This is a genomic window from Embleya sp. NPDC055664 (genome assembly GCF_053618075.1).
This window is the reverse complement of the sequence record NZ_JBSHGZ010000002.1, coordinates 347,860-374,134: the sequence shown is the minus strand read 5'-3', so window position 1 is coordinate 374,134 and position 26,275 is coordinate 347,860. Positions and strand designations below refer to the sequence as shown.

Below are 26,275 nucleotides of genomic sequence, written 5' to 3'. Positions count from 1 at the left end.
GGTGACGAGGTACGTGGCGCTGTTGCGCGGGATCAACGTGGGCGGACACCGCAGGGTGCCGATGGCGGACCTGCGCCGGGTGCTGACCGGACTCGGCTTCACCGAGGTGCGCACGCTGCTGCAGAGCGGGAACGCGGTCTTCGCGACCGCCGAGCGGCCGACCGACGAACTCGTGGCGACGATCGAGGCGGGACTGGCCGCCGAGTTCGGGTTCGCGGTGGACGTGATGGTGCGCAGCGACGCGGAGTGGCGGGCGGTGGTGGCGGCCAATCCGCTGGAGGTGCGCGATCCGGCGAAGCTCGCGGTGGCGTTCCTGCGCGCGCCGTTCGACCCGGCGGTGCTGGTCGGGGTCGATCCGGCCGACTACGCGCCGGAGGAGTTCAGCGCCGGCGGGCGCGAGTTGTACATGTACTTCCCGGACGGCCTCGGCAAGGCGCGGCTGACCCCGATCCTGTCCCGCCGGCTCGGCGACGGGGCGACCGTGCGCAACTGGAACACGGTCGTCAAGCTGCTCGCGCTGCTGGAGCCGGCGACCTGAGCCGGCCGCCCCCGGTGTCGGGGCGGCATGAAAACGCGGTGTCGTCCGGATTGCGCGGAGCCGCCCGAAGGCATTGCACAATTTTATGTGCACAGATTAATGTGCACGCATGGGAGAGACGCCGGAACGCCGCGAGGTCACCGAACTCGAAGCGCTGAAGGCACTCGCCCATCCCCGGCGGCAACGGATCATGCGCCATCTGGAGGTGGACGGTCCGGCCACCTCCGCGACGCTGGCCCGCTCGCTGGACCTGAACACCGGCGCGACCAGCTACCACCTCCGGGAACTGGCCCGACACGGCTTCGTGGAGGACTTCGACGACCCCGAGGCGCACGGCCGGGAGCGGTGGTGGCGCGCCGTGCGTCGGGACCTGCGGTTCCCGCCGCGCAGCGAGCAGAGCGCCGAGGTCCGCCCGGTGGTCGACGAGATGACCCGCCTGGTCTTCGCCGCCGACCTCCGGGACTTCCTCGACGCGAGCACCGCACCCGGGGCCGAGGAGGAGATGGACATGCCGTACTCGCGCGGCACCATCCATGTCACCCAGGCCGAACTGGGCGAGTTCTTCGAGGAGTACATCGCCCTCCTGAACCGATACAAGCGCACCGGCCCACTGCCCGACGGGGCACGGGCGGTGCAGACCCGGTTCTTCACGTACCGGTCCCCGGCGGCCGGGGTGGGGACGAACCTGCCCGGGACGGACGCACCCGGAACCGGCGAGCCCGACACGGCGCGCACCACCACGACCCCCGACACCCGAGACAAGGGCGACGCCGCACCATGAGTTCCCACGAACAGATACCCGAAGCCGTGTCCCTGATCGGAGTCGGACGCGTGCACGGCAAGGGCACCGCCGCCGTCACCGCCCTGAGCGACGTCACCGTCGGCATCCCCCGCGGCGGCTTCACCGCGGTCATGGGCCCCTCCGGCTCCGGGAAGAGCACGTTCCTGCAATGTGCGGCCGGTCTGGACCGGCCGACCAGCGGCACCGTGCGGCTCGGCGAGACCGACCTGTCCGGGCTGAACGAGACCGGCCTGACCGAACTGCGCCGCGAGCGCATCGGCTTCGTCTTCCAGGCGTTCAACCTGATGCCCTCGCTGACCGTGCTGGAGAACATCACGCTGCCGCTGCGCCTGGCCGGCCGCAAGGCGGACCGCGACTGGCTCGCCGAGATCGTCCGGCGGGTGGGCCTGGCCGGGCGTACCGAACACCGCCCCGCCGAGTTGTCCGGCGGCCAGCAGCAGCGCGTCGCGATCGCCCGCGCGCTGGTCACCCGGCCCGAGGTGGTCTTCGCCGACGAACCCACCGGCGCGCTGGACACGGTCACCGCCAAGGAGGTGCTGGTCCTGCTCCGCGACACGGTGGACACGATGGGGCAGACCGTGGTGATGGTCACCCACGACCCGGTCGCCGCCTCCTACGCCGACGACGTGCTGTTCCTCGCCGACGGCCGGATCACCGACCGGCTCGCCGGCGCGAGCGCCGAGCAGATCGCGGACCGGATGACCCATCTGGGCGCGTGGGCCGCCTGATGCTCTTCCTCGCCCTGCGTACGCTGCGCGCCCGAAAAGGCGGCTTCGTCGGCGCGTTCGTCGCGCTGATCTGCGCCGCCGCCCTGGTCACCGCGTGCGGCGCGCTCCTGGAGACCGGCCTGCGCGGCGACATCCGCGTCGAACGCTACGCCGCCACCGACACCGTGGTCACCGCCGACCAGAACCTGCACTGGACCAAGCACAAGAAGGGCAAGACCAAGGTCAAGTCCAAGCCGCTGACCGAGCATGCCTGGCTGGACGACGCCGCCGTGGACCGGCTGCGCACGATCCCCGGCGTGGAGGTGGTGCCCGAACTGACCTTCTCCGCCCACGTGCTCACCGCCGGCGGCCGGGCCCTGGACACCGACGACAACGCGTGGGGGCACGCGTGGGAGTCGGCGCGGCTGACCCCGTTCGGGCTGCGCGCGGGACGCGCCCCGGCGGCGGCCGGCGAGATCGTGTTGGACGCGGACCTGGCCCGGCGGGCCCGGGTCGAGGTCGGCGGCACGGTCACCGTGCAGGCCGGACCGGCCCCCGGCGCCTACCGTGTGGTGGGCGTCGCGACGCCGCCCGGTCGGGACGCGCTGACCCGGCAGGCCACCGTGTTCTTCGGCGCCGAGGACGCCCGGCGACTGGCCGGACACCCCGGACAGGTCGCGGCGGTGGGCCTGTTCCCCGCCCCCGGCGCGGACCCGGGCACCGTGCGCAAGGCCGCGAGGACGGCCCTCGCGGGGACCGGCGCGCAGGTGCGGACCGGTACCGATCGTGGCCCGGCCGAGTTTCCGGCGGCGGCCAAGGCCCGGGTCACCCTGATCAGCCTCGGCGGCGCGCTCGGCGGCACCTCGCTCCTGGTGGCCGTCCTGGTTGTGGTGGGCACGTTCGCGCTGTCCATCCAACAACGTCGGCGCGAGATCGCGCTGCTGCGCGCGATCGGGGCGACGCCCCGGCAGATCCGGCGCATGGTGGGTCGCGAGGCGCTGGTGGTCGGCCTGCTCGCGGGCGCGCTCGGCGCGTTCGCCGGACTCGGCCTGGCCCGTTGGCTGCACGGGCGATTCGTGGCGTTCGGCGCGATGCCGGACACGCTGGAATTGAAGCTCGGCCCGTTCCCGCTGATCGGCGCGGCACTGTTGACCCTGGTCGCGGCCTGGACCGCGGCCCGCGTGTCGGTCCGGCGCGCGGCGCGGGTGCGGCCCACCGAGGCCCTGGCCGACGCGGCGATCGAACGGCCCCGGGTGGGCGTCGGGAGACTGATCGGCGGACTGATCGCGGCGGCGGGCTACGCCGTGCTGCTCCTGGTGCTCAGCGGGTTGGACACCGAGCCCAAGTCGACCCCCGTCACGTTCCTCACGGTGATCCTGGCCGCCGTCGCGATCGCGCTGCTCGGTCCGATCGTGGCCCGCGCGGCGACCGCCCTGTTCGGCGCGGTGGTCGGACGCCTGTCGCCGGTGAGCGGCTTCCTGGCCGCGCGCAACGCCCGGGCCGCGGCCGAGCGGGTGGCCGCCGTGGTCACCCCGCTGAGCCTGGCGGTGGCGATGGCCTCGACCATCCTGTTCACCCAGACCACCGCGAGCCACGCCGCGCAGGAGCAGGCGAAGGCGGGCACGTTGGCCTCGTACACGCTGGCCGCCGGCCCCGGTGTACCCGGCCGGGCGGCCGAGGCGGCGCGCGCGGTGCCCGGGGTCGAGGCGGTCACCGAGGTGCTGCACACGCTCGTCCGGGCCGGCCAGGACAAGTTCCCCGCCCAGGGCGTCACGCCCAAGGGCCTGGAGCGCACGCTCGACCCGAAGACGAAGTCCGGTTCGTTGACGGCGATGACCGACACCACGGTCGCGGTGAGCGACCTGGCCGCCAAGACCAAGGGGGTCGGGGTCGGCGACGACCTGAAGGTCACCATGGGCGACGGCGTGGTGGTCGCGCTCAAGGTGGTCGCGATCTACGAACGCGGCCTCGGCTTCGGCGACCTGACCCTGCCGTACGCGGTGACGGCGGCGCACGTGGACCGGCCGGCCGCCGCGGCGGTGCTGATCTCCGGGACACCCGCGTTGTCCCGGGAGCCGCTGCGGCGCGCGATGGCCGACTTCCCCGGGGTCCGGGTGCTCGACCGCGGCGAGGTCGAACAGGCCCGGCGGGACCAGGCCGGCACCCAGGCCCAGGTCAACTATGTCGCGATGGGGCTGATCATCGCGTTCACCGGGATCGCCGTGGTGAACACGCTGGTGATGGCCACCTCGGCCCGGCGGCGCGAGTTCGCGCTGCTGCAACTGGTGGGCACCACGCGCCGACAGGTGATGCGGATGTTGCGCTGGGAGACCGGGGCGGTGGTGCTGCTTGCCGCCGGGCTCGGCTCGCTGGTCGCCTACGCGACGCTGACCGCGTACAGCATGGGCATGACCAAGAGCGCGTCGCCGTACGCGCCGCCGGTGACCTACGCGACCGTGGTGGTCGTGGCGGCGGTGTTGGCGCTGGTGTCGACGGTGGTGCCGGCGCGGGTCGCACTGCGCGGAAACCCGGCGGACACGATGGGGCTGCGCGACTGATCGCCGCATGGTCGGGGGGAACGCCGGCCGGGCCTCGGGTGGCCCGGCCGGCGTCGTGTGGTGGGGGAGTCGGAACGGTCGAACGCCTCGGGCCCGCCCCTCCGCGTCCCCGATTCCCACGGGGTTTCGAACGCGGCTCCGGCCGTTCGCCGTCGGGGGGCGGGGTGGGGTTGAATGGCGGGTCTTGTCGGTCGGGTCGGGAGGCGGCAGCGTGGAGATTTGGCTCAATCCGGCGTGTTCGAAGTGTCGGGCCGCCGTGGATCTGTTGGACGCGGAAGGCGCCGCCTACACCGTGCGGCGGTACCTGGAGGAGCCGCCGTCCGCGGCGGAGATCGAGGCGGTGCTCGGGCGCCTGGGGCTGGAGCCCTGGGACCTCACCCGCCTCGGGGAGGCGGTCGCCGCGGAACTCGGCATCGCCGACTGGGGTCGGGAGGCCGGGGATCGGGCACGCTGGGTCGCGGCGTTGGCGGCGCATCCGGTGTTGATCCAGCGGCCGATCATCACGGCCGACGACGGTCACGCGGTGGTGGGACGCAGCCCCGAGGCGGTGCGCTCGGCTCTCGGGTGAGGGCGGGTGCTCGTCGGGAAGAGGGGAAAATCGGGAGACATGTGTCCGATTTGAGGTGATTTAGGGTAGTTACGTCCTAACGTAGCGTCATGATCCTCTCGGTGGCCTCGTACTTCGTGGTCGCGGCGATCGCTCCATGGCTGGTTCGCCGCCTCGGGCGCAACGCCTTCGTGGTGCTCGCCGCGCTGCCGGTCGCGACCACCGGCTGGGCGCTTGCCCAGGCCGGCTCGGTCTTCGACGGCCACGCCCTGGTCGAGTCGCGGGCGTGGATTCCCCAGCAAGGCGTCGCGCTGGCCTTCCGGTGTGACGCCCTGGCGCTGCTGATGGTGTTCCTCGCGGCGGGCGTGGGCGTACTCGTCCTCGTCTATTGCGCGCGCTACTTCGACGACGACGAACCCGGGCTCGGTGCCTTCGCCGGGGTCCTGGTCGCCTTCGCCGGCGCGATGATCGGGCTCGTCACCACCGACGACCTGATCCTGCTGTACGTGTTCTGGGAGTTGACCACGGTCTTCTCCTACCTCCTGATCGGCCATCGCAGCGAACACCGGGGCTCGCGCCGGGCCGCGATGCAGGCGCTGACCATCACCACCTTCGGCGGCCTGGCGATGCTGGTCGGGCTGATCCTGCTCGGCGAACGAGCCGGCACCTACCGGCTCTCCGAGATCCTGGCCGATCCGCCCGGCGGCACGCTCGTGACCACCTCGATCGTGCTGATCCTGGTCGGCGCGCTGGCCAAGTCGGCGATCGTGCCGTTCGGATCCTGGCTGCCCGCAGCCATGGCGGCGCCCACCCCGGTCAGCGCCTACCTGCACGCCGCCGCGATGGTCAAGGCCGGCGTGTACCTGATCGCCCGGCTCGCCCCCGGCTTCGCCGAACTCGCGCCCTGGCGGCCGATCGTGCTGATCACCGGCTGCGCCACGCTGCTCCTGGCCGGGTGGCGCGCGCTGCGCGAGAACGACCTGAAACGTGTCCTCGCCTACGGCACGGTCAGCCAACTCGGCCTGCTCACCGTGGTCACCGGCGCCGGCAACCGGGACGCGGCGCTCGCCGGCATCGCGATACTGGTCGCGCACGCCCTGTTCAAGGCCGGCCTGTTCCTCGTGGTCGGCATCATCGACCACGGCGCCGGCACCCGCGACCTGCGCCGACTGTCCGGCCTGGCCCGCGCCATGCCGGTCACCTGCCTGGTCGCGGTGGTCGCCGCGCTGTCCATGGCCGGACTGCCGCCGACGGCCGGGTTCGTCGCCAAGGAGGCGGTGTACGAGGCGTTCCTGCACCGGGGCCGGGCCGACACCGTCGTGCTCGGCGTCCTGGTCGCCGGATCGGCGCTGACCGCCGGCTACAGCCTGCGCTTCGTGTGGGGCGCCTTCGCCCGCAAGCACGGCGTGCCCACCACCAGGTGCGCGCCCCTGGGGGGACTGCTCCTGGCCCCGGCCCTGCTGCTCGGCGCGAGCTGCCTCGGGCTCGGCTTGGCCGCGCCCTCGCTCGACCACTGGATCTCCTCGTACGCCGACCTGTTCCCGGCCGGCGGCACCGACTACCACCTGGCCCTGTGGCACGGCCCCGGCATCGCGCTGAACCTGTCCACCGCCGCCGTCTGCCTGGGCATCGTGCTCTTCCTGGCCCGCGAGCCGGTGGTGCGGGTACAACTGGCCACCGCGCGAGTCGAGCCCTCGCGGCTGTACGACCTGCTGGTGCGCGGCGTCGATCGGGGCGCGTTGCAGCTGACCGGTACCACCCAGCGCGGGTCGATGCCGGTGTACGTCGGGGTGATCCTGCTCAGCCTGATCGCGATCACCGCCGCCGCCGCGCTCGGCCGACTCCCGCTGCCCTTCCCGGACACGCCACGCTGGTGGGACTCCGCCGCCCAGGTCGTGGTCGCCCTCCTGGTCGTGGCCGCCGCGCTGATCGCCGCCGGCACCCGGGGCAGGCTGCCCACCGTGCTGCTCGTCGGCGTCACCGGCTACGGCTGCGCGACGTTGTTCGTCCTCCAGGGCGCCCCCGACCTCGCGCTCACCCAGGGCCTGGTGGAGACGGTCAGTCTGGTGGTGTTCCTGCTGGTCCTGCGCCGACTGCCCAGCCGCTTCCGAAATACCACCCGACCCGTGCGCCGCGCCGTGCACATCGTAATTGCGGTGCTGACCGGGGGCGTGCTCGCGAGCGTCGCGGTATCGGCGTTCGCCGCGCGGACGCGGCCCCCGGTGTCCGAGGCGTTCGCCGCCGCGGCCAAGGAGGCCGGGGGCAAGGAGATCGTCAGCGTGCTGCTCGTGGACATCCGGGCCTGGGACACGATGGGCGAGATCGCGGTGCTCGCGGTCGCCGCGATCGGGGTGACCAGCCTGATCTTCGTGCGCCGGACCCGGGAGTTGCCCCGACTCGCCGACCGCGCGCCCGACGCGCCGCCGCTGCCCGTCGACGGTGACGACGCACATCCGAGCCACGAACCCGAGCCGGCCGGCCGCCTGGTCGCCGCCCGCACGCTCGCCCCCGAGCGGCGCACGGTGCTGTTCGAGGTGGTCGCCCGGGTGGCCTTCCCGACCGTGCTCATCCTCTCCCTCTACTTCCTGTTCAGCGGCCACTCCACGCCGGGCGGCGGCTTCGCGGGCGGGATCACCGCCGGACTCGCGCTCCTGGTGCGCTACCTCGCGGGCGGCCGGTACGAACTGGCCGAAGCCGCGCCGCTGCCCGCCGGGCGGCTGCTCGGCACCGGCCTGGTGGTCGCCGCCGGCGCCGCCCTGGTCGGCCTGATCGTCGGCGGCGCACCGCTGCGCAGCACCGTGCTCGACGCCGATCTGCCGGTGTTCGGCGGCGTGCACATCGCGACGTCGGTGTTCTTCGACATCGGCGTCTACCTCCTCGTGATCGGCCTCGTGCAGGACGTGCTGAGCGCGTTGGGCGCGGAGTTGGACCGACGCATCGAACAGACCCGCGACCCCGATGCCGAACGGACAGTGATCGTATGAAAAGCCCCACCCTGATCCTGGTACTCACCGCGGCGGTCCTGGTGGGCGTCGGGGTGTACCTGATCCTCGAACGCAGCCTCACCCGCGTGCTCCTCGGAGTGGTGCTGATCGGCAACGGAGCCAACCTCATCGTGCTCTCCGGCGGTGGCTGGGCGGGTGGCGCGCCGGTGCTCGGCGTGACCCTCCCGGGCCGGATGAACGACCCGCTGCCCCAGGCGATGGTGCTGACCGCGATCGTGATCACCCTCGCGGTGACCGCGTTCGTGTTGTCGATGGTGCACCGGCACTGGGAGTTGACCGGGACCGACGAGATCCAGGACGACGCCGAGGACCTGCGCGTGGTGCGCCGCGCCGAACGCGGCGACCTGCGGGCCGAACACCGGCGGCTGCGGCGCGAGTTGCGCGAGCAGACCGCGGCCAGGCGGGCGGTGGTGCGCAGGCTCGCGGTCGAGGCGCGGGCCAACTACGCGGCCGAATGCCGGCGGCTCGGCGTGGACGAGCGCGGGCACGGCGGGCGGCCCGAGGAGCAGCGGATCGCCCGCGAGCGGCGCGCCGAGCTGCGCCTGCGGCTGCGCGGGATCAAGTCCGAACACCGGGTCCAGCAGCGCGAGTTGCGCGCCCGCTTCCGGGCCGCGCGGCGCGAGTTGAACCGGCAGGCGCGGGCCGAGCGGGCGGCCGTGGCGCGGGCGGACGGCGTGGTGGACGCGGTGCCGGACACCGAGTTTCCGCGCGAGACGACCACGATCGGGTCCGGCCACGGCGCGACGGCGTTCCGGGCGGACCGGGGCGGGAACGAGCCGCGCCGATGAATCACCTGGTCGCGCTGCCGGTACTGCTGCCGCTGTTCGGCGCGGGCCTCAAGCTGGCCATCGGCGGCCGGCTGCCGCGGGGCCAGCGGGTGATCAGTGTCGGCGTGTTGACCGCCGTACTCGGCGTGGCCGTTGCGCTGCTCGTGTCGGCCGACCGGGACGGTCCGGTGGTGGCGCAGATGGCGGGCTGGCCCGCGCCGACCGGCATCGTGCTGGTGGCGGACCGGCTCTCCGCGCTGATGCTGGTGATCTCCTGCGCGGTCACCCTGGGCGTGCTGATCTACTCGATCGGCCAGGGACGTGCGGACGAGGACGAGGCCACGCCGCTGTCGGTGTTCCACCCCACCTACCTGATCCTGGTCGCCGGCGTGGCCGACGCGTTCCTGGCGGGCGACCTGTTCAACCTGTACGTGGGCTTCGAGGTGCTGCTCGCGGCCAGCTACGTGTTGTTGACCGTCGGCGGCACCGCCGCGCGGGTGCGCGCGGGCGCGGGCTACGTGGTGGTGGGCCTGCTGTCCTCGCTGGTGTTCCTGGCCGCGATTGCGATGGTGTACGCGGCCACCGGCACGGTCAATCTGGCCCAGCTCGCGGTGCGGTTGCCCGAGGTGGACCCCGGGGTGCGGTTGATCCTGGAGTCGATGCTGCTGATCGCGTTCGGGGTCAAGGCGGCGGTGTTCCCGCTGTCCGCGTGGTTGCCCGACGCGTACCCGACCGCGCCCGCGCCGGTCACCGCGGTGTTCGCCGGGCTGCTGACCAAGGTCGGGGTGTACGCGATCATCCGGGTGCAGACGCTGCTGTTCCCGGACGGGCGGGTGCGCGAACTGCTGCTCGTGGTCGCCGCGGCGACGATGATCGTGGGCATCCTGGGCGCGATCGTGCAGCGCGACCTGAACCGGTTGTTGTCGTTCACGCTGATCAGCCACATCGGCTACATGGTGTTCGGGATCGCCCTGGCGAGCGCCGCGGGTCTGGCCGGGGCGGTGTTCTACGCGGTCCACCACATCACCGTGCAGACCTCGCTGTTCCTGGTCGCCGGGCTGATCGAGCGGCGCGGCGGAAGCACCGACCTGGGCCGGCTCGGCGGTCTGGCCCGGATGTCGCCCGTGCTCGCGGTGTTGTTCTTCGTGGCCGCCATGAACCTGGGCGGGATTCCGCCGCTGTCCGGATTCCTGGGTAAATGGCTGCTGTTGCGCGCGGGTGCGGAGTTCGGCACGGTCACCTCGTACGTGCTGATCGGCGCGGCGGTGGCGACCAGCCTGCTCACGCTGTACGCGATGGCCCGGGTGTGGGGGCAGGTGTTCGGCGGTACGGCCGACCACTCGGGGGCGACCGCCTACTCCTCGGGCGCGAGCCTGAGCGGGCGCGACGTCGCGGCGACCACCAGTGTGCTGCCGCGCGCGATGACACTGGCGACCTGCGCGCTGGTCGCGGTGGGGGTGGCCTTCACCGTGTGGGCCGGCCCGCTGGTCGCGCTGGCCGATCGTACGGGGGCCGAACTGGTGGGTCGCTCCGCCTATGTCGACGCCGTCCCGTTGCCCGGCGGGGTGCACCGCAGCGGAGGCCGATGAACGCCACCCGGGTCGACGCGGCGCGCCCCCGGCGGCGCATCTCGCCGCTGCTCGTGGTGTGGCTGACCGCCGTGTGGGTGGCGCTGTGGGGCACGTTGACCGTGGCCAACGTGCTCACCGGGGTGGTGTCCGCGGTGCTCATGCTTGCCCTGTTGCCGCTGTCGCCGGCGCGGGATCGGCTCGCCTTCCGGCCCTGGGGGCTGGTGCGCTTCGTGCTGCGCTTCGGGCTCGACCTGGTGGTGTCCTCGCTACGTGTCGCGTGGCAGGCGCTGTGGCCGGGCAGGTTGCCGCGCAACTCGGTGCTCGCGGTGGAACTTACGCCCCGCTCCGACCTGTTGCTCACCCTCACCGTGCTGGCCCTGAACGTACTGCCCGGCAGCATCGTGATCGAGATCGATCGGGGCCGCTCGACCACGCTGTTCATCCACGCGCTCGGCGCCGACACACCGGCGGCGGTGGCGGCGGCCCGCCGGGCGGTGCTGCGATTGGCTGCCCGCGCGGTCGGCGCGTTCGGGACCCGCGCGGACCGCGCCGGCCCGGAGGATCCGTCCCTGTCCGCCCGAACTCCCGGGGAGCACCCATGAATCCACTCGTCGGCGGCACCGTGATCGTGCTGCTCGGCTCGGCCGCGCTGATGGCGCTGATCCGGCTGGTGCGCGGGCCGTCCACGCTGGACCGGGCGGTGGCGGTGGACATGCTGCTCGCGGTGATGTTGGCAGCGATCGCCGCCGAGGCGACGCTGAACCGGCACACCACCACCGTTCCGGTGCTGCTCGCGCTCGGCCTGGTCGGTTTCCTGGGCTCGGTGTCGATCGTGCGCTTCTCCGCCCGGGAGGGGAGCCGACGTGCGCGCGGGTGAGTTCGCCGACGGCGCGGCGGTGGGCTGCCTGCTCGCGGGCTGCGCGCTCGCCTTCGTCGCGGGGGTGGGCGTGTTGCGCTTCCCGGACACCCTGTCGCGGATGCACACCGTGGCCAAGCCGCAGGTGCTCGGGCTGCTCCTGGTCACCCTCGGCCTCGGCCTGCGGCTGCGCAGCGGGATCGACGTCGGGATGCTGGTGATGGTGGCGTTCTTCCAACTGACCACGGTCCCGGTGGCCACCCACCTGGTGGGCCACGCGGTGTACCGCCTGCCGCACCTGCCGACGGGCGACCTCGTCGTCGACGAACTCGCGGAGCGGCCCGACCCGGCGGGTTGATCCGGATCCGGACGGTGCTCGTGGCGCCGCGCGGTCGGATGATCGGCTGATGGTCGGATTTCACTCCGATGGCCGGGGTTGGTGCGCCGGTTCGGTGGATACCCGGGACGAGACAACCATCCGGGCGCGGCCGGCCGAGAAAGGAATCCACGATGAATCCCGAACCCCGCGAGGCAGCCGGCCGGCCCGGGCGCGATCGTGCCCCGAACGGCGGTTGAGTCGTGGCGGAGCGGGTGGCCGTGGTGGCGGTCGGCGGGCACGAGAGCGCGCACGGCGCGGCGCTGCCGGGACTGCTCGGCCCCGAGGTGACATCGGTGGCCGCCGGCCGGCAGACGCAGCGGGCGGTGTCCGCGCTGCTGGGCCGGGGGGCGGACCGGGTGTGCGTGGTGCCGATGACGCTGGGTCGGGACGCCGGGCTGCTCGCGGAGACCACGCGGACCCTGCGCGCGCTGCCGGCGGCGGAGCGCCCGCGGGTGGTTCTCGGTCGGCCGTTCGGTGCCGGCGGACAGCTGATCGGGTGGTTGCGCGCGGCGGCGGCGCGGGTGCCCGCGCGGGCCGCGGTCCTGGTCACCGCGCCCGCGGCGGGACCGGACGAGGACGCGGAACTGTACCGACTGGCCCGGCTGGTGTGGCAGTACGGCACCCACCGGATCGTCGAGGTCGCGCTGATCGGCGGCGACCCGGACCTGGGCCGCGCCCTGGAGCGCTGCCGCGTGCTCGGCGCGGCCCGTACCGTCGCGATCCCCGCCTCGTTCGTGCTGCCGGCGGTGCCGGGCGTGGCCCCGTTGTTGTCGAAGGCGACCGCGGCCGGCATCCTCGCCGCCCGGGTCGGCCTGGCCGTGGACGGCTTTCGCCCCCGCGTCCGCACGGCTGAGCTTGCCTGATCCGGGCGAGCGCGCCCGAGACCGGCCGGCCGGCCGGGAACGACGGTGGGAGCGGCGGCGGGCCCTTGCCCCCAACCCCCACCGTCGTTCGGACGCGCTCGGGCGCCCTGGTGCCGTTCACGTTCCCCGGGGCTCACCTACGGCGGCGCCGCCGATGCCGATGAGGTGCCCGTGCGCCGCGTCGCCTGTGGTGCGCGGTGTCGCGGGCACGGGGGTCGACGCGCGTCACCCGTCAGTACGACAGGTCCTTTTGGTCCGTGATCAGCTTCCCGGCGATGCGCAGGTTTCCGTCGGAGTCGAGGACCGCGATGATCTTCTTCGTGGAGCCGTGGTACGTCGTGAAGTAGATCTTGTCCGCCTCCTGGGAGGTGGAGTAGTTCGTGTTCACCGACAGCTCGATGCTCACCGGCGAGCTGATCAGCACGTCCTTCTTGGGCGAGGTCGGGTAGACCTGGTTCTGCCGCAGCTTGATGCGGCCGTGGGTGTCGCCCTCTTCCCAGTCCGAGGCAAGTCCGAGATCGATGTCCGCCATGAGGCTTCCTCTCATTTCCCCAGCGGGTCGTGACTCGTCCCGGATCTCGACCGCTGTTCCGTGCCGAGGTCCGATCCCGCACGCCCGCCCTCCAGTGAAGAGCCTTGCTCGGCCGAGGTGACGCGGTACGTCACCCGGACCGAGCACGAACGTACACAGGCGGTTCGCTTGATGGCGTCGGGTTCCGCATCATTGGCTTATTTACTGAATATCAACCGCTTTTCGGTCAAGCGGTGCGCATTGACACGTGTCGTATGAAGAAGGTGCCGGACGGTCAACGCGCCGAGGCGGAGTGGGTGCGGAAGAGGTCGAGGGTGGCCGCGCACTGCGAGTGCAGCGGTGCGGGCGGAGTGTCGGGGGTGAACCAGGCCAGGGCGTCGAACTTGTGGGGTTCGCCGATGGTCGCACCCTCCGGGTCGATGCGGACCGCGAAGACGACCGCGACCCAGTGCGACGCGATCGGGTCGCCGCGCAGGACGTTGCGGGCGCCGAGGGGCTCGATGGACAGCGGCTCGGTGCCGTACTCCTCGCGCACCTCGCGCGTGACCGCCTCCTCGAACGTCTCGCCCCACTCCAGCGCGCCGGCGCCGGTGTCCCACGTGCCGGGCTCGTCCCGGGCGGCGGCCGCGCGGCGGGCCAGCAGCACCCGCCCGGCGCCGTCGTGGCAGACGAAGACGCAGGACACCGAGGGCCCGGCGGGCCGGTCCGCGGGCCGGTCGGCGGCCATCAGAAGTGCCGGAGCAGGTCGGGGAACGCGGCCAGGGTGAGCACCCGTTCGTCGTGCGGGTCCAACTCGCTCTGCTCCAGGACCCAGGTGTGCGCGTTCGGGATGAACACCGCGCCCAGGCCCGCGCCGCGCGCCGGCAGGATGTCCGATTTGGGGGAGTTGCCGATCATCCAGGTGGTCTCCGGCGCCAGCGCGTGCTCGCGCATCAGGTCGACGTACACGTCGACGCCCTTCTCCGGCACGATGTGCGTGCTGCGGAAGTGGTGGGCCAGCGCGGAGGCGTCGATCTTGCGCTGTTGCTCCTCGGTGTCACCCTTGGTGAGCAACATCAGGTCGTGCCGGGCGCCGAGCGCGGTGAGCGTCTCCACCACACCGGGCACCAGTTCCATCCGGTCCTCCAGGAGCGCGACCGCCAACGTGTCGATGTGCCGCAGCTCCGCCTCGGTGGCGGAGCGGGCGAACAGCCGCTCCAGCGTTTCGCCCAGGCTGCGCAGGAACATCTTGCTGCCGTAGCCGTGGGTGATCGCGTTCGCGGCCTCCACGTCGTTGAGGATCGCCCGGATCTGGGTCCGGTCCAGGGTGGGGTGGGCGACCCAGTCGAGGTAGTTGTCGATGACCCGCTCGAACAGGATGTTGTTCTCCCACAGAGTGTCGTCCGCATCGAAGATCAGGACCTGACGAGGGGAGCCCGCTGGGGTGTGCATGGTTCGGTTCATTTCTGTCCGGTCGGCGATACGGCGCCGTTCATCCTAGAGCCGAAACCCCCGCACGATCATCGGGTTATCTCTTCCGCCGGCGGATTTCGGACGGTGGCCTCGTCCCGCTCCGCGAGCAGTTCCCGGGCCCGCCGCGCCGCCGCCGCGGCCAGTCGTTCCAACTCGCCGGCCGGGATGCCCGGGGCGGGGGCGACGCGCAGCGGCGCGGCGGGTTCGTGCACCGGCGGCGGGTCGGCCGGCAGGGCGTCGACCGCACGGTACGCCGCGCGCGCGTCGATCCCGGCCGCGTCGCCCGGTTTCGTGGTGGGACGCGGCTGCCGCGTGCGCAACCGCTCCAGCACGGCCGGTTCGTCCCGGCCGCGCATCAGCAACAACACGAACGGGTCCGCGTCCAGCAGCCAGGCCGTCTGATAGCCCAGTGCGGCGCCGTGTCGACACGGCAACTCCCAGTCGGGGCAGTCGCATTCGTGATCCAGCTCGTCCATGCCCGGCAGCAGGGACACGTCCGCGTCCGCGGCGGCGGCCACCAGCTCGCGTGGCAACTCCCGCTCCAGGAGCGCGGCCAGGTGCCCCGCCTCGGCGGCCACCTGGTCGAGCAGGCGCTCCCAGCGCGCGTCGTCCAGCGGCTCGATCCGAACCTCGGTGCGGTACGACGTGCCGTCGGCGTCGGACACGCGCGCGGTGATCCGGCCCGGTGCGATCGTGATCGGCCCGACCCGGCCGGAGGCGGCGTATGCGCGGCCGTTGCGCAGCGGCCGGCCGTCCAGCGCGGCGTGTTCGAGGGCTTCCGTCCAGGCGCGGCCCCACCAGGTCCGACCAGCGAGGCCGTGGGCGCGGCGCGGGGCGAAGGCGGGAAAGGCGCGGGCCGACGCGGCGGCGGTCATCGGGCACTCCTCAACTGGACCAGGTCGGCGAGTTCGGTGTCGGAGAGTTCGGTCAGCGCGGTCTCGCCGTGGGCGAGCACGGAGTCGGCGAGCGCGCGCTTGTCCCGCAACATCTCGGCGATCCGGTCCTCGATGGTGCCCTCGGCGATGAACCGGTGCACCTGCACGGGTCGGGTCTGCCCGATCCGGTACGCCCGGTCGGTGGCCTGCTCCTCCACGGCGGGGTTCCACCAGCGGTCGTAGTGCACCACGTGGTCGGCGCGGGTGAGGTTGAGCCCGGTGCCCGCGGCCTTGAGCGAGAGCAGGAAGACCGGGACCGCGCCTTCCTGGAAACGGGTGACCAGGGCGTCGCGGCGGGCCACCGAGGTGCCGCCGTGCAGGAGTTGGTTGCCGATGCCGCGGGCGGTCAGGTGGGTGCGCAGCAGTCGGGCCATGGCCACGTACTGGGTGAACACCAGCACCGAGCCGTCCTCGGCCAGGATGGTGTCCAGCAACTCGTCGAGCAGTTCGAGTTTGCCGGAGCGGCCCGCGAGGCGGGGCTCGGGCTCCTTCAGATATTGCGCCGGGTGGTTGCAGATCTGCTTGAGGCCGGTGAGCAGCTTGACGATGCGCCCGCGCCGGGCCATGTCGGAGCCGGCCGCGTCGAGTTCGGCCATCGCCTCGCGCACCGCCGCCTCGTACAGTCCGACCTGCTCGCGGGTGAGCGCCACCGGCTGGTCGGTCTCGGTCTTGGCCGGCAACTCGGGCGCGATGCCCGGGTCGGACTTGCGGCGGCGGAGCAGGAACGGCGCGACCAGCCTGGCCAGTCGCTCGGCGGTGGGCCCGTCGCGGTCCGCCTCCACCGGCTTGGTCCAGCGTCGGCGGAACGTGCTCGCGGTACCGAGCAGGCCCGGGGTGGTCCAGTCCAGGATCGCCCACAGCTCGGTCAGCCGGTTCTCCACGGGTGTTCCGGTGAGCGCGATCCTGGCCCGCGCCGGGATGCGGCGCAGCGCCTTGGCGGTGGCGGAGGTGTGGTTCTTGACGTGTTGCGCCTCGTCGGCGACCACCAGGTCCCACGGCACGGCGGCCAAGCGGGCCGCGTCCAGGCGCATCGTGCCGTAGGTGGTGAGGACGAATCCGGTGGTGAGGTCGTCGAGGCTGCGGGCGCCGCCGTGGAAGCGGCGCACCGGGGTGCCCGGTGCGAAACGGGTGATCTCCCGCTCCCAGTTGCCGAGCAGCGACGCCGGACAGACCACCAGGGTCGGCGCGGCGCCGTTCGGGTCCTCGGCGTCGGCCGCGCGGTGCAGGTGCAGCGCGATCAGGGTGATCGTCTTGCCCAGGCCCATGTCGTCGGCGAGGCAACCGCCCAGGCCCAGCGAGGTCATCCGGTCCAGCCAGCGCAGTCCGCGCAGCTGGTAGTCGCGCAGCGTCGCGGCGAGCGCGGCGGGGGCGCCGATCGGCTCGCCGCCGCCGTCCGGGTCGGCGATCCGCGCGCGCAACTCGTCCAGCCATGCCGAGGTGCCCACCTCGATGCGTTTGCCGCCCACCTCGATGCCGCCGGTCAGCGCGCCGGTCAGGGCCTCGATCGGGGTGAGCGGCTTGATCGAACGATTGCGGGCCTTGGCCATCAGGGCGGGATCGATCAGCACCCAGCGGTCGCGCAGGCGCACCACCGGGCGGTGCGACTCGGCCAGCGCGTCCAGTTCGGCGGTGGTCAACGTGTCGCCGCCGAGCGCGAGTTGCCAGTCGAAGCCGAGCGGGGTGTCGCCGCCGAGAAAGGCGCGCAGGTCCCGGGGCGCGTGGTCGTGGGCGCCGATCACGGCCCGGGCGGTGAGATCGCGGACCAGGTCGCGGGGCCAGTGCACCTCGACGCCGGCGGCGGCGAGTCGGGCGGTCGCGGCGCCGAGCAGGGTCCCCAGGTCGTCGTCGGCGACCACCACGCGGTCCGGGACGCTCGCGGTCAGCAGCGGTTCCAGGGCGGGCCAGATCCGGGCCGCCCGGCGCAGTGCGACCAGCACGTCGGGCCGGGCCCGTTCGCCGAAGCGCGCGTCGGTGCCGGTCCACAGCGTGTCGGCGTCGACCACGGCGGTCGGGTCGGCGAGCGAGTGCGCCTGGACGATCGCCACGAACGGCGCGCGCTCGACGTCGTTGCTCTCCAGCCGCAGCGAGATCCGGACACCCCGGTCGTGCCCGGCGGCCACCCGGTCCGACCACGGGCGCAGCGCGGGCAACTTCCGCGCGGCGGGAGCGGCGAACGCGCCGTCGCCCGCGTGCGGCCCGGCGGCGGTGCGCGGCATGGTGTCGGCGACCGCGTCCAGGAAGGCCCGGACCAGCGGGGTCGCCGCCGGGAGCAGGGTGCCGCCGTCGGTCGGGATCGCCCGCGCCTCGCCCGGCATCGCGTCGGCCAGCGCCCGCACCCGCTCGACGTCGGCGACGTCCAGCGGACCGGCCCGCCACGCGTCGTGGTCGGCGGCGGAGAGTCCGGGCAACATGCGCCCGCGCGCGACCAGTTGCAGGGCAAGCACGGTGGCCGCGCCCCAGAACGCGGCGGCCGGATGCGCGTCGGGGGCGCGCCGGGCCCGGGAGAGCACCCGGACCGCGTCGGCGACGGGCAGCCGTACGGCGGGATGGGTGCGGGCCACGCCGTCGGCGTCGAGCACGGTGATCGTGTCCGGGCCGTCCTCGTGCGGCCAGAACGCGACGGTGCCGGCGCGTGGCGGATCGGCGGGCGCGAAGGTGGCCGCGTGGCGGGTCAGGTCGAGCGGGGGGTGCGGGGCGCGGGTGGCGATGTCCGTTACTCCTGGGGTGCCGGGGACGCGGCGGGGGAGCGCCGCGAGCGGATCAGGTTCTCGATGCCGTCCAGGACCAGGCGCAGGCCGAATTCGAAGCCCGCGTCGGGGGCCTGCTCGTAGACGCCGCCCTCCCAGATCCGGGTGAGGGTGGGGAAGCGGGTGGGTCGGATCAGTTGCTCCAGGTAGGGGGTGCTCTCCGCCCACCAGTCGTCGTAGCCGGCGCCGCCGGCGAGTGCGTCCCGACCGACGTCGACGGTCACCTGGGCGACGCCTCGCACGTAGCCGTCGACGAGGCCGACGACGTGCGCCATCTCCGCGTCGGACAGCCCGAGGTCGGCGACCGTGCGCAGCCCCGCCTCGGCCCGGGCGGTCAGTCGCGGGCCCATCAGCAGCAGGCCGGGTCCCCACAGGCGCACCACCCACGGATGCCGGCGGGCCAACTCCCGGTCGGCGCGGGCCCGTTGTTCGAGCGCCGCGCGCCAGCCGATCCCGGTCGGATCGGGCAGGGCGCACTCGCCGAGCACGGTGTCGAACATGACGTGCAGCAGCTCCGCCTTGCCCGGCACATAGGTGTAGAGCGACATGGTGCCGACGCCGAGGCGTTCGGCGACCGCGCGCATCGACAACGCGTCGAGCCCGTCGGCGTCGGCCAGCTCGATCGCGGCGCGGACGACACGATCCACGGTCAGCCCCTGCTTCGGCCCACGGGTGGGCCCGTCGCCCGTACGCCACAACAGCGCGAGCGTCCGCGCGGGATCTGCGCGCCCACCCCGTTCCCGTGCCACTCGTACGCCCTTCGTCGGAAACTCCGTATGGCGTACCGTACGCTATGCGGAGTAGTTCCGTACAGCGTACCGAGTTCCCTTTTTCGGTCGGCGGTCGGCGGTCGGCGGTCGGCGGTCGGCGGTCGGTGCGGTCGACGGCTGCCCGACCCGGGTCAGGCCGGGCCGTCACCCCGCTCGACGACGTCCCACGCGTGGGCGAACAGTTCGGGCAGGGTCAGGTGCCAGGTGTGCCGCCCCCAGACCCGGTCGCCGATCGTCTGCACGCCGAGCAGCTTCGCCTTCCACACCTCCATCGGCCACAGCCACTTGTGCGTCGCCCTGGCCCAGTCGCCCGGGAGGAAGATGCCGCGCCCGGCCCGTGCGCGCTTGTCCGCGACCACCACGCCGGCCGTCTCCAGCGCGCCGGCCGCCCGCTTGTGGCGTGCGGTGTTCCAGCCGTTCCAGCGGCGCACCCGGCGATCGCTCGGGCGTTCGAGGACGAGGATTTGCAGGTACAGGGCCGCCGCGTCGGTGTCCACCGACAGCGCCTTGGCGACCCGGGCCACCGTCTCGGGCGCGGCGACGGCCGGGTCGCACTCGTACCCGCCGACCGGCAGCGCGCCGCTCGTGATGCGCTCCGCCACCCGCCTGCTCCAGTCGCCCCGGATCAGGTCGACCACGTCGCGGGCGTACGCACCACTGGAGGCCACCTCGCGCAGCAGCGTGGAACGTTCGTCGTCGGTGTAGTACGCGGGCCGGAAGTGCAGGCGGGTCGTCGGGTCCGGGTGGCGGTCGGTGGGTTCGGCGATCGAGGCGATGGTCAGGCCGTCGTCGAAGGTCGTCGTGGTGAGCGGGATCGGGCCGACGTAGGGGCGATCGCCGAACAACTCGCGCAGCCGGTCGGCGGAGTCGCACGTCCGCGCCGCGTAGCCGGCGGCGAGGAGCAGGCCCGGATGATCGAACCGGGCGCGCAACTCGGCCAGCAGGGCGGGCACTCCGGCCCGGACCGGGTCCCCGGCGGGCAACTCGGCGTAGATCACGGGCAGCGCGCCGGCGAGCGACTTCAGGAACTCCTCGAACCAGCGCACCCCCTGCCCCTCGCTGGTGCAGTACACCCCGCCGACGCCCTCGGCCAACCAGGGATCGTGGTCCACGCTGCTCAGCGGGTGGGTGGCCGGGGCCAGGAACGCGGCGCAGATGTGGGCGGCGGGGGTGTGCAGCGTGACGTGGTCGAGTTCGGCCAGCACCGCCAGTGTCTCCTCCGGCACCGGGGTCGTGCGCCCGAACCGGGCCACCCACGCGGCGCCGATGCGCTCGGCGAGTGCGTCGGCGCCGGTCGGCTCCCACAGGTCGGCCGGATCGTCCGGGAGCACGCCCGCGAACACCTCCAGGCGGTCGGTCTCGGTGAGGCGGCGCAACTCGTCGAACCCGGCTTCGAGTTCGGCCGGGCCGAGGCCCAACTCCCGGCGCTGGTCCGGCTCCATCCGGGGCACGGTGTTGATGCCCCCGGCGTTGCCGGTCAGCAGCAACGCCGACGCCGCCCGGGAGACCCCGGTCGCCTCGGCCAGTCGGCCGCCCGCGTCGGCACGCCACGGCATCGGCCCGCGGGCGCGCACCGTCTCGACCAACCGGCGCAACTGCCCCGCGTCGCCCCAGCCGCGCGGCGCGTCGACCCACTCGACCGGCCCGCCGAACTCGGGCGGCGCCGCGTCCCCGGTCCACACCTGGAGCACGTCGCAGCGGCCGTCCCGGGGCCACGAGGTCGCGATGGTGGCCCCCCGGTCGTCGCGCACCGCCGTCGCCTCGGCGCGTGCGTTGCCGATGCGGATCCGCGCGGCCGGGTCGGCGAACACCGTGTCCGCCCACAGGTCGAGCAGCGCGAGCAGCGCCTCGCGGTGCTCGGGTTTGGTCGACGGTGCCGCCGCGCGCAGCGCGACCGCCTCGATCCGGCCGATCAGCGCCGGCCAGGACCCGTCGCCGACACAGCCCGGCCCGTCGGACTCGGCGGGCGGGGACCAGGTGCCGCCGAGGTAGCCGCCGACTCGGGTGAAGCCCGCCAGGATCTCGCGGTACCACATGCCCGAGCCGGTGACGAGGCCGCCGAGCGCGGAGGAGAACCACTGGTCACGGGGGTCGACAGTCGTATGTGCCATCCGACATGCCTATCGTGTCGCCCCGACGCCGACTCCGGCGGCCCGCGACCCCCGCGACCCCCGGCGGCCCGCGACCCCGCAGGCCCGCGCGTCCCCGGTCGTGGGTCAGCCCACCCGCGCCCGCTCGGCGGACGCGAGCGCCGCGCGCAGGAACTCGCCCGTCGCCGAATGCTCCGCCTTGACCAACTCGGCCGGGGTGCCCTCGAACACGACCGTGCCGCCGTGCTTGCCGCCGCCCGGACCCAGGTCGAGCACATGGTCGGCGCGCCGGATCACGTCCAGGTTGTGCTCGACCACCACGACCGTGTTGCCCGCGTCCACGAGCCGGTCGAGCAGTCCGACCAGGGTGTCCACGTCGGCCATGTGCAGGCCGGTGGTCGGCTCGTCGAGGATGTACACGCTGCCCGTCTTGTGCAGTTCGCTCGCCAGCTTGAGTCGCTGCGCCTCGCCCCCGGACAACGAGGACAGCGGTTGGCCCAGCGTCAGATAGCCGAGTCCCACCTCGACCAGCGTGGTCACCCGGGCGCGCAACTCCGGTTCGACGAACCAGTGCACCGCCTCGTCCGCGGTCAGCGCCAGCACGTCCACGATCGACTTGCCGCGCAGGGTGTACGCCAACACCTCGTTGCGGAACCGCCGTCCCTCGCACACCTCGCAGCGGGTGGTCACCGGGTCCATGAACGCCATGTCGGTACGGACCACGCCGCGCCCCTCGCACTCGGGGCACGCGCCGGTCGAGTTGAAGGTGAACCACCCCGGGTCCACGTCGTTGGCCTTGGCGAACAACCGGCGCAGCCGGTCGAGGACACCCACGTAGGTGATCGGCGTCGAGCGCGAGGTGGTGCCCACGCCCGACTGGTCGACCACCACCGCCTCCGGATGCGCGGCGACCAGGACGTCCGAGATCAGCGTGCTCTTGCCGGAGCCCGCGACGCCGGTGACCACGGTGAGCACGCCGGTGGGGATGTCCGCGTCGACGTCGCGCAGGTTGTGCAGGTTCGCGCCGCGGATGGGCAGCACGCCGGTCGCGGTGCGCACGATCGACTTGAGCGCGGCCGGCCGACGCAGCGCCCTCCCGGTCGGCGAGTCGGCGGTGCGCAGGTCGGCGAACGGGCCCTCGAACACCACGGTGCCGCCGTGTACGCCCGCGCCGGGACCGACGTCGACCACGTGGTCCGCGATCGCGATCACGTCCGGGTCGTGCTCGACCACGAGCACCGTATTGCCCTTGTCCCGCAACCGGGTGAGCAGATCGCCCAGCCGGACCACGTCGCGCGGATGCAGGCCCACGCTCGGCTCGTCGAAGATGTACGTCATCCCGGTCAGACTCGACCCGAGGTGGCGCACCATCTTCAGGCGTTGCCCCTCGCCGCCGGACACCGTCGAGGTGGGCCGGTCCAGGTGCAGGTAGCCGAGCCCGATCGCGACGATCCGCTCCAACGCGGCGGCGGCCGGCTCGGCCACCCGACGGGCGACCGGATCGCTCAGCCCGGTGAGCACCGGCACCAGGTCGGCGATCTCCATCGCTGCGTAGTCCGGCAACGAGCGCCCCTCGATCAGCGACGCCCGCGCCGCCGCGTTCAACCTGGCCCCCGCGCAGTCCGGACACGCGCCCTCGGTGACGAATCGGGCCAACGTCTCGCGGCTCTTCTCGGCCAGCGCCGAGGTGTCCCGCTTGAGATAGAGCCGATTGAACCGGTCGACCAGACCCTCGTAGTCGATGTGGTGCCGGCCGTTGCTGTTGACGATCTCCACCTTGGCGCCGGTGCCGTACAGGAACAACCGCCACTGCTCGTCGGTGAACTCGCGCACGGGGACGTCGGTGGGGTACAGGCCGTGGTGCGAGTACAGCTGCCACTGCCAGCCGCCGACGGGGAACGCGGGGTGGCGGATCGCGCCCTCCCGGATCGACCGCGACGGATCGATCAGCGCGTCCAGGTCCAGCCGTACGCTCCGGCCGAGCCCCTCGCAGGTCGGACACATGCCGCCGGGCGCGTTGAACGAATAGTGGTTGGCCGGCCCCGCCGAGGGGGTGCCGTGCCGGGAGAACAACACCCGAAGCAGCGGATGGATGTCGGTCATGGTGCCCACCGTCGACCGGGAGTTGCCGCCGATCGGGCGCTGGTCGACGACGATCGCCGTGGACAGGTGCTCGATCGAATCGGCCCGGGGCCGCTCGTGTTTGGGCAGCCGGTTGCGGACGAACGCCGGGAACGTCTCGGCGAGTTGCCGTTGCGACTCGATGGCGATGGTGTCGAACACGATCGACGACTTGCCCGATCCGGAGACCCCGGTGAACACCACGATCCGGTTCTTGGGGATGCGGAGCGAGACATTTTTGAGGTTGTGTTCCCGGGCGCCGGTGATCACGATGTCGTCGTAGTTCATGCCGCCACGGTATGAAGGGGTCCCTGACAGATGCTGTCAAGGATTCGCGCGCGATCCCGGAACGACCCGGGGAAGCGCCGCCGGTTTGTTGCAGGTGATGTGCAAATACCTGTGGTCGGCAACTAGGCTCGGTGCATGAGTGCCTCACCCATCGTCCTCGGCATCGAATCGTCCTGCGACGAGACCGGGGTCGGTCTGGTCCGCGACGGCCGGCTGCTCGGCCACGCCGTGTCCACGAGCATCGCCGAACACGTGCGCTTCGGCGGCGTGGTGCCGGAGATCGCGGCCCGTGCGCACGTGCACGCGGTGACCCCGACGGTCCGGGCCGCGCTGGAGTCGGCGGGGCTGCGGCGCGGCGACATCGGCGCGGTGGCGGTGACCACCGGGCCGGGCCTGGCCACCGCGCTCCAGGTCGGCGTGGCCGCCGCCAAGGGCTTCGCGCTCGCCCTGGACGTGCCCCTGTACGGGGTGCACCACCTGGCCGGGCACGTCGCCGCCGACACCCTCGAACACGGGCCGCTGCCCGACCCGAGCGTGGTGCTGATCGTCTCCGGCGGACACACCTCGTTGCTCCTGGTGCGCGACCTCGCCCGCGACCCGATCGTGCACCTCGGCGACACCCTCGACGACGCGGCGGGGGAGTGCTTCGACAAGGTGGCGCGGGTGTTCGGCCTGCCCTACCCGGGCGGTCCGGCCATCGACCGGGCGGCGCGCGACGGCGACCCCGACTCGGTGGCCTTCCCTCGCGGACTTACCGGCCCGCGCGACGACCCGTACGCGTTCTCCTTCTCCGGCCTGAAGTCCGCCGCCGCCCGCTGGGCCGAGCGCATGCGTGCGCAGGGCGCCGAACTCCCGGTCGCGGACGGCGCCGCCGCACTCCAGGAGGCGGTGGCCGACGTGCTGACCCGCAAGGCGGTCGCGGCCTGCCGTGCCCACGACGTACGCACCCTGGTCGTGGTCGGCGGTGTCGCGGCCAACTCCCGGGTGCGCTCGCTCGCGGCGGAACGCTGCGCCGCCGCGGGCATCGAACTGCGGGTGCCGCCGCCGCGCCTGTGCACCGACAACGGCGCCATGATCGCGGCCGTCGGCGACCTGTTGATCCGCGCCGGCGTCGCCCCGGCCCCCCTCGACGTCTCGATCGACCCGTCGGCGCCGCTGGAATACGCCTCGCTGCACCCGATGGCGCCCGCGGCGCGGCGGGCGGCCGGGTAGTCCCCGTCCGCCCGCCGCTCGCCTCGTCAGGGGGTGTAGCGCAGGAGCCAGTCGCGGTCCGGGTCGCGGCCGAAGTCGGGGTCGTTGGGCGGGTCGGCCGGCTTCTCCTCGACCAGGTCGGCTGCTGCCACCCGCTCGGGCAGGTGGCCCCAACGTGCGGCGCGGGCGGCCTGATCGGCGTCCGGGTCGGCCGCCGTGCGTGCCGCGGTCGGCGGCTGCGGGTGGTCGTGGCCTCGCTCGGTTTCGGGCCGTTGTCCGGTGTCGGGTCGTGCTTCGTCGTTCGGCTGTGGTTCGAGGTCGGACCGTTGTTCGTTGCCCATGACTACCCCTGCCCTGTTCAGGCCGTGCCCGCTTGACGGCTCAACCGTACCTCCGGCGGCGCGGGGATAATGGGGCCGTGTACGTCGAACGTCGTTCCCACCTGGCTCCGCTGATCGTCTGGACCCGAACCGTCGAGGAGGACGGATCCGCGCGGGTACTCCCGGACGGCTGCATCGACCTGATCTGGTCCGGGGACGAGCTGGTCGTGGCCGGTCCCGACACGCTGGCCCACGTGGTGGAGGACCGGGTCGGGGCGCGCTACGCGGCCGTGCGCTGCGCCCCCGGGGTCGGGCCCGCGCTGCTCGGGACGCCCGCCGACGCGCTGCGCGATCGACGGATCCCGCTGGCCGACGTGTGGGGCGAGCGCGACGTGCGGATCCTGAGCGAACGCCTCGCCGCCGCCCCCGACCCGGCGGCGTTCCTGGAGGAACTGGCCGCCGCGCGGCTGCGCGACCGCGACCCCGAGGCGGCCCGCTTCGCCGGCACCGTGGTCGGCGAGTTGCGGGCCGGCGCCGACGTCGCGACGGTCGCCGCCGGCGTGCGACTGAGCGAGCGCCAACTGCACCGCCGCTCGCTGGCGGCCTTCGGCTACGGGCCCAAGACGCTGGCCCGGGTGTTGCGCCTGGAACGGGCGCTCGACCTGGCCCGCACCGGGATGCCACCGGCCCGGGTCGCGGCGGGCACCGGCTATGCCGACCAGGCCCACTTCGCCCGCGACGTCAAGGCGCTGGCGGGCGTGCCGCTGCGCACGCTGCTGGGCTGAGGGCGCGGCCCCGCCCGGGCTACGCGGCCTGCGACTGCGGGGCGAGCAGGTCCACGCCGTTGCCGTCCGGGTCGTGCAGGACGGCGTACCGCTGTCCCCAGAACGCGTCCCACGGCGCCCGGTATCCGGTGAACCCGGCCGCGACCAGCTCGGCGTACTTCTTGTCCACCTCCGCCGGATCGGCGAACGCGAAGGCCAGCGAGGCCCGGTGGCCACCCGTGGGCGGGGTCCAGTCCGGGGCGAACGAGCGGACCGTCGCGATCGTGTCGAGGACCAGCAACGGGCCGTCCGGCAGCGGCACTTCGACATGCGGCTCGGCATCGGCGTCGGCCGGGACGGCCAGACCCAGGGCCCGGTAGAACGCGAGCGAGGCGGCCATGTCGGCGACCACGAGCCCGATGAAGTGGAAGCGGGGTGTAGGAGAAGTCATGCCCGCACGCTAGCCGGCCGC

24 protein-coding genes are annotated in these 26,275 nt (G+C 73.2%); 14 read left to right on the top strand and 10 right to left on the bottom strand.

Annotated elements, in window-relative coordinates; genetic code table 11:
- Nucleotide 1 precedes the first annotated feature (1 nt).
- From ACWGR4_RS04785 to ACWGR4_RS04730, 12 genes are all read left to right on the top strand, one after another.
- Nucleotides 2-538 carry a DUF1697 domain-containing protein gene (locus tag ACWGR4_RS04785; protein ID WP_452132455.1) on the top strand — a complete coding sequence of 179 codons (537 nt, stop codon included), beginning with the start codon at nt 2-4 and terminating at the stop codon, nt 536-538.
- A gap of 109 nt (nt 539-647) precedes the next feature.
- Nucleotides 648-1,319, top strand: a complete 672-nt coding sequence (locus ACWGR4_RS04780; protein ID WP_452132454.1) for an ArsR/SmtB family transcription factor — start codon at nt 648-650, stop codon at nt 1,317-1,319.
- Complete coding sequence (locus ACWGR4_RS04775; protein ID WP_452132453.1) at nt 1,316-2,068, top strand: ABC transporter ATP-binding protein; 753 nt, start codon at nt 1,316-1,318, stop codon at nt 2,066-2,068. Before ACWGR4_RS04780 ends, ACWGR4_RS04775 begins: the two co-directional genes overlap by 4 nt.
- Nucleotides 2,068-4,605 (top strand): ABC transporter permease, encoded by a 2,538-nt coding sequence (locus ACWGR4_RS04770; protein WP_452132474.1) that lies wholly within the window; start codon nt 2,068-2,070, stop codon nt 4,603-4,605. Before ACWGR4_RS04775 ends, ACWGR4_RS04770 begins: the two co-directional genes overlap by 1 nt.
- Nucleotides 4,606-4,816: 211 nt before the next feature.
- The gene (locus tag ACWGR4_RS04765; RefSeq protein ID WP_452133166.1) at nt 4,817-5,173 is read left to right on the top strand and encodes an arsenate reductase family protein; all 357 of its coding nucleotides are present in this window, start codon (nt 4,817-4,819) and stop codon (nt 5,171-5,173) included.
- 89 nt (nt 5,174-5,262) lie between these two features.
- Complete coding sequence (locus ACWGR4_RS04760) at nt 5,263-8,136, top strand: Na+/H+ antiporter subunit A (RefSeq protein ID WP_452133165.1); 2,874 nt, start codon at nt 5,263-5,265, stop codon at nt 8,134-8,136.
- Entirely contained in the window at nt 8,133-8,945 is an 813-nt protein-coding gene (locus ACWGR4_RS04755) for a Na(+)/H(+) antiporter subunit C (RefSeq protein WP_380000538.1), read from the top strand. The genes ACWGR4_RS04760 and ACWGR4_RS04755 overlap by 4 nt, the downstream gene beginning before the upstream one ends.
- Complete coding sequence (locus ACWGR4_RS04750) at nt 8,942-10,513, top strand: Na+/H+ antiporter subunit D (RefSeq protein ID WP_452133164.1); 1,572 nt, start codon at nt 8,942-8,944, stop codon at nt 10,511-10,513. The genes ACWGR4_RS04755 and ACWGR4_RS04750 overlap by 4 nt, the downstream gene beginning before the upstream one ends.
- Nucleotides 10,510-11,097 carry a Na+/H+ antiporter subunit E gene (locus tag ACWGR4_RS04745; protein WP_452133163.1) on the top strand — a complete coding sequence of 196 codons (588 nt, stop codon included), beginning with the start codon at nt 10,510-10,512 and terminating at the stop codon, nt 11,095-11,097. The genes ACWGR4_RS04750 and ACWGR4_RS04745 overlap by 4 nt, the downstream gene beginning before the upstream one ends.
- The gene (locus ACWGR4_RS04740) at nt 11,094-11,372 is read left to right on the top strand and encodes a monovalent cation/H+ antiporter complex subunit F (protein ID WP_380000532.1); all 279 of its coding nucleotides are present in this window, start codon (nt 11,094-11,096) and stop codon (nt 11,370-11,372) included. Before ACWGR4_RS04745 ends, ACWGR4_RS04740 begins: the two co-directional genes overlap by 4 nt.
- Nucleotides 11,359-11,709 carry a cation:proton antiporter gene (locus ACWGR4_RS04735; RefSeq protein ID WP_380000529.1) on the top strand — a complete coding sequence of 117 codons (351 nt, stop codon included), beginning with the start codon at nt 11,359-11,361 and terminating at the stop codon, nt 11,707-11,709. Before ACWGR4_RS04740 ends, ACWGR4_RS04735 begins: the two co-directional genes overlap by 14 nt.
- Nucleotides 11,710-11,930: 221 nt before the next feature.
- Nucleotides 11,931-12,593: a sirohydrochlorin chelatase gene (locus ACWGR4_RS04730; protein ID WP_452133162.1), complete on the top strand. Its 663-nt coding sequence runs from the start codon at nt 11,931-11,933 to the stop codon at nt 12,591-12,593.
- A 232-nt stretch (nt 12,594-12,825) separates the two neighbouring features.
- Here the strand turns inward: ACWGR4_RS04730 and ACWGR4_RS04725 are convergent, their stop codons facing one another.
- The 8 genes from ACWGR4_RS04725 to ACWGR4_RS04690 all read right to left on the bottom strand — a co-directional run bounded on the left by ACWGR4_RS04725 (nt 12,826) and on the right by ACWGR4_RS04690 (nt 23,528).
- A complete protein-coding gene (locus tag ACWGR4_RS04725; RefSeq protein WP_380000526.1) occupies nt 12,826-13,125 on the bottom strand; it encodes a DUF6342 family protein in 300 nt (99 codons plus the stop codon).
- Between the two features lie 274 nt (nt 13,126-13,399).
- Complete coding sequence (locus ACWGR4_RS04720; protein WP_452133161.1) at nt 13,400-13,852, bottom strand: NUDIX hydrolase; 453 nt, start codon at nt 13,850-13,852, stop codon at nt 13,400-13,402.
- Complete coding sequence (locus ACWGR4_RS04715; RefSeq protein WP_452133160.1) at nt 13,852-14,556, bottom strand: HAD family hydrolase; 705 nt, start codon at nt 14,554-14,556, stop codon at nt 13,852-13,854. The genes ACWGR4_RS04720 and ACWGR4_RS04715 overlap by 1 nt, the downstream gene beginning before the upstream one ends.
- Before the next feature lie 68 nt (nt 14,557-14,624).
- Nucleotides 14,625-15,452 (bottom strand): SWIM zinc finger family protein, encoded by an 828-nt coding sequence (locus ACWGR4_RS04710; protein ID WP_452133159.1) that lies wholly within the window; start codon nt 15,450-15,452, stop codon nt 14,625-14,627.
- Nucleotides 15,449-18,220, bottom strand: a complete 2,772-nt coding sequence (locus ACWGR4_RS04705) for a DEAD/DEAH box helicase (RefSeq protein WP_452134180.1) — start codon at nt 18,218-18,220, stop codon at nt 15,449-15,451. The genes ACWGR4_RS04710 and ACWGR4_RS04705 overlap by 4 nt, the downstream gene beginning before the upstream one ends.
- A 5-nt stretch (nt 18,221-18,225) precedes the next feature.
- Entirely contained in the window at nt 18,226-18,906 is a 681-nt protein-coding gene (locus ACWGR4_RS04700) for a TetR/AcrR family transcriptional regulator (RefSeq protein ID WP_452133157.1), read from the bottom strand.
- A gap of 254 nt (nt 18,907-19,160) precedes the next feature.
- Nucleotides 19,161-21,140 carry a hypothetical protein gene (locus ACWGR4_RS04695; RefSeq protein ID WP_452133156.1) on the bottom strand — a complete coding sequence of 660 codons (1,980 nt, stop codon included), beginning with the start codon at nt 21,138-21,140 and terminating at the stop codon, nt 19,161-19,163.
- 105 nt (nt 21,141-21,245) lie between these two features.
- Complete coding sequence (locus ACWGR4_RS04690) at nt 21,246-23,528, bottom strand: ATP-binding cassette domain-containing protein (protein ID WP_452133155.1); 2,283 nt, start codon at nt 23,526-23,528, stop codon at nt 21,246-21,248.
- A 135-nt stretch (nt 23,529-23,663) separates the two neighbouring features.
- On the opposite strand from ACWGR4_RS04690, the gene tsaD reads away from it, so the two are divergent.
- Complete coding sequence (gene tsaD, locus ACWGR4_RS04685; RefSeq protein WP_452133154.1) at nt 23,664-24,740, top strand: tRNA (adenosine(37)-N6)-threonylcarbamoyltransferase complex transferase subunit TsaD; 1,077 nt, start codon at nt 23,664-23,666, stop codon at nt 24,738-24,740.
- A 26-nt stretch (nt 24,741-24,766) separates the two neighbouring features.
- On the opposite strand, the gene ACWGR4_RS04680 is transcribed toward tsaD, so the two are convergent.
- Nucleotides 24,767-25,060, bottom strand: a complete 294-nt coding sequence (locus ACWGR4_RS04680; RefSeq protein WP_452133672.1) for a hypothetical protein — start codon at nt 25,058-25,060, stop codon at nt 24,767-24,769.
- A gap of 77 nt (nt 25,061-25,137) precedes the next feature.
- Between ACWGR4_RS04680 and ACWGR4_RS04675 the strand changes: the two genes are divergently transcribed.
- Nucleotides 25,138-25,824 carry a helix-turn-helix transcriptional regulator gene (locus ACWGR4_RS04675; RefSeq protein ID WP_380000508.1) on the top strand — a complete coding sequence of 229 codons (687 nt, stop codon included), beginning with the start codon at nt 25,138-25,140 and terminating at the stop codon, nt 25,822-25,824.
- Nucleotides 25,825-25,843: 19 nt separating this feature from the next.
- On the opposite strand, the gene ACWGR4_RS04670 is transcribed toward ACWGR4_RS04675, so the two are convergent.
- Complete coding sequence (locus ACWGR4_RS04670; RefSeq protein WP_452133671.1) at nt 25,844-26,254, bottom strand: VOC family protein; 411 nt, start codon at nt 26,252-26,254, stop codon at nt 25,844-25,846.
- Nucleotides 26,255-26,275: the final 21 nt, after the last annotated feature.